Raw genomic sequence first — 2,920 nt, forward strand, 5'->3', positions numbered from 1 at the left:
AGATAGAGCAACACGATGTTCAGCACGACGATCACCGCCGCGATCAGCCAGGCCACCAGTGCGGTGGCCCGGTGGTTGACCTGGTCCCCCATCAGCGCGGGATCGCTGGTCAGCCGGACCAGCGGGACGAGCGCGAACGGGATGCCGAACGAGAGCACCACCTGTGACACCACCAGTGCCCACGACGGGTCCGCGCCCAGCGCCAGCACCACGACCGCGGGGACGAGGGTGATCAGCCGCCGCAGCAGGATGGGGATGCGGCGGCGCAGCAGGCCCTGCATGATCATGGCACCGGCGTAGGCACCGACCGAGGTCGAGGCCAGTCCCGAGGCCAGCAGGCCGACCGCGAACAGCAGGGCCACCCCGGTCCCCAGCGTCTGGCTCACCGCCGCGTGCGCTCCGGCGATCGAGTCCACCCCGGACCGTCCCTGCAGGTTCACCGCCGCGAGCAGCAGCATCGACAGGTTGACCGCGCCCGCCAGCAGCATCGCCAGCCCGACGTCGAACCGGGTGGCGCGCAGCAGGCCGGTGAGCCTGCGGCCGCGCGCGTGCCCGTGCCGGTCCCGGGCGAGCCCGGAGTGCAGGTAGACGGCGTGCGGCATCACGGTCGCGCCGAGCATCGCGGCGGCGATGAGCACGCTGCCGGAGCCCTGGAAGCGCGGCACGAACCCGTTGAAGACGCCCTGCGCGGACGGCGGTTCGAAGAACGCACTGGCCAGAAAGCCCAGTGCGATGATCGCCAGCAGCCCGGTGACGGCGCGTTCGAAGGGGCGCTGCCCTCGCTTGTCCTGCAGGACCAGCAGGCCCATCGACACCACGCCGGTGACCACGCCACCGGCCAGCAGCGGCAGCCCGAACAGCAGGTTGAGCGCGATCGCCCCGCCGACGACCTCGGCCAGGTCGGTGGCGATGGCGACCAGTTCGGCCTGCGCCCAGTAGGCCAGCCTGCCGCCGCGCGGCAGGCGGTCACGCACCGCCTCCGGCAGCGACAGCCCGGTGACCAGGCCGAGTTTCGCGGACAGGTACTGCACGAGGCCCGCCATCAGGTTGGCCACCAGGACGACCCAGACGAGCAGGTAGCCGAAGCGGGCACCGGCGCTGACGTTGGAGGCGACGTTGCCGGGGTCGACGTAGGCGATCGCGGCGACGAACGCGGGCCCGAGCAGCACGGATCCGGCCCGTACCCGGGCCAGGGCCGGGCGAACGGTTTCCGCCAGCGCCACCAGACCACCTCCGACCCGAGCCGGGCACCTGACCAAAATCCGATTTTAGGTGCGCCGAACTTCGAAGTACAGCCTTGCCGTAACAGGAGTTGCTGTGGCCTTGCCTACCCCGCCACGCCGCGCTCTATGCCGCCCGAGTCCCAGCCGGGACACCGGCGCGGTGGGCGGGGGTCAGTGGACCTCGTGACCGGCGGCGCGCAGCGCCTCGACGGCGCGGGCGAGGTCGGCCCGCTTCACCAGGACGTGATCGGTGTCGAAAGTGGACAGTGTGAACAGCGCGACCCCGGCCGCGGCCAGCTCGCTGGCCAGCGCCGCGATGATCCCGGTGAGGGTGAAGGCCAGTGGCCCGCGCACGGTCAGCAGCCGCCAGCCGGACTCGATCTCGGCCCCGGCGGGCGCCAGCTCCACCGGGGAGATCACCGACACCTCGTCCGCCGTCCTCGTCACCGACACCAGGCCGTCCCCGCCGGGGGCGAGGAGATCCTGCGGGACCACCGCGTCCCCCGCCAGCTTGGCGACCGCGTACTCGCCGGGACGGACGTCGATGGCGAGGCGCTTCACCCCTCGAGAACCTTCGGGCTCGACGCGACCTCCGTGCCGTCGGGCAGCGTGGAGATCGTGAAGTCGGCGAACACGTTCGCCGCGGCCTTCTGCAGCTGGCGCAGGCATTCCACGGCCAGCGCGCGGATCTCCACGTCCGCGTGCTCGGTGGCCCGCATGGCGATGAAGTGCCGCCAGGCCCGGTAGTTGCCGGTGACCACGATGCGCGTCTCGGTGGCGTTCGGCAGCACGGACCGCGCCGCCTGCCGGGCCTGCTTGCGGCGCAGGGTCGCGCTCGGCGCGTCGGCGAACTTGTCCTCGAGACCGGCCAGCAGGGCGTTGTAGGCGTCGACGCCGGCCTGCGCGGCGGCCAGGAACTTCTCGTGCAGTTCCGGATCTCCGGCGATCACGTCCGGCTCGACGAAGGCGGCGTCGCGTTCGGGTACGTACCGCTGCGACAGTTGCGAGTACGAGAAGTGCCGGTGCCGGATCAGCTCATGGGTCAGGGAGCGCGAAATGCCGCTGATGTAGAAGCTGACGGAGCCGTGTTCGAGCACCGACAGGTGCCCGACCTCGATGATGTGGTCGATGTAGCCGGCGTTCGTTGCCGTCTTCGGATTCGGCTTCGTCCAGGACTGGTAGCACGCCCGGCCCGCGAACTCGGCGAGCGCCTCTCCGCCGTCGGCGTCGGTGGACCACGGCACGCCCTCCGGCGGGAAGAACTCCGTCTTCGCGATCAACTGGACTTTCGGTGACACCGTCTCGGCCACGTCCCCACTCCTTCACTGCTGACCCGAGCAGCGTAACCGGGGGGACCGACAGGACCGGTCGCCGTCCCCGCGCACCATCATGGTGGCTTGACTGACACCATCTCTGACGTCATATTGGTGTCATGGACTTGACCCCCTACATCAGCCGGTTGCGCGAGGACCTCGCCGCCACCGCCTCGGCGGGCGACGACCAGACCCGGCGCACCGCCGCCGTGCTCTCCGCCGCACTGGAGCCCTCGGTGCGGCTCGCCCTGATGAACGCGCTCGCCGACCTCGCCGCCGAAGTGACCACGCAGCTGCCCGGCCACGTGGTGGACGTCCGGCTCGACGGCCGTGACGTCCGCGTCGTGGTCACCGGGGCCGCCGGGCCCGGGCACGACCGGGGAC

General features: G+C 71.3%; 3 protein-coding genes and 1 pseudogene. 1 reads left to right on the forward strand and 3 read right to left on the reverse strand.

All coding sequences use genetic code 11. The annotated features are described in order from the left end of the window. The 3 genes from FNH05_RS35490 to thyX all read right to left on the reverse strand — a co-directional run. Window positions 1-1,223: Nramp family divalent metal transporter (locus FNH05_RS35490; protein ID WP_186382906.1), on the reverse strand; the 1,223-nt coding region annotated here is incomplete at its 3' end. Between the two features lie 171 nt (window positions 1,224-1,394). Then, the gene (locus FNH05_RS35495) at window positions 1,395-1,784 is read right to left on the reverse strand and encodes an ACT domain-containing protein (protein WP_144593223.1); all 390 of its coding nucleotides are present in this window, start codon (window positions 1,782-1,784) and stop codon (window positions 1,395-1,397) included. Then, window positions 1,781-2,533 carry an FAD-dependent thymidylate synthase gene (gene thyX / locus FNH05_RS35500; protein ID WP_144593224.1) on the reverse strand — a complete coding sequence of 251 codons (753 nt, stop codon included), beginning with the start codon at window positions 2,531-2,533 and terminating at the stop codon, window positions 1,781-1,783. Before thyX ends, FNH05_RS35495 begins: the two co-directional genes overlap by 4 nt. 122 nt (window positions 2,534-2,655) lie before the next feature. Here thyX and FNH05_RS35505 point away from each other — a divergent pair. Beyond that, window positions 2,656-2,920: pseudogene (locus FNH05_RS35505) on the forward strand (toxin-antitoxin system HicB family antitoxin); the annotation flags it as partial.

The organism is Amycolatopsis rhizosphaerae (assembly GCF_007713715.1).
GTDB classification, from domain to species: Bacteria; Actinomycetota; Actinomycetes; order Mycobacteriales; family Pseudonocardiaceae; genus Amycolatopsis_E; species Amycolatopsis_E rhizosphaerae.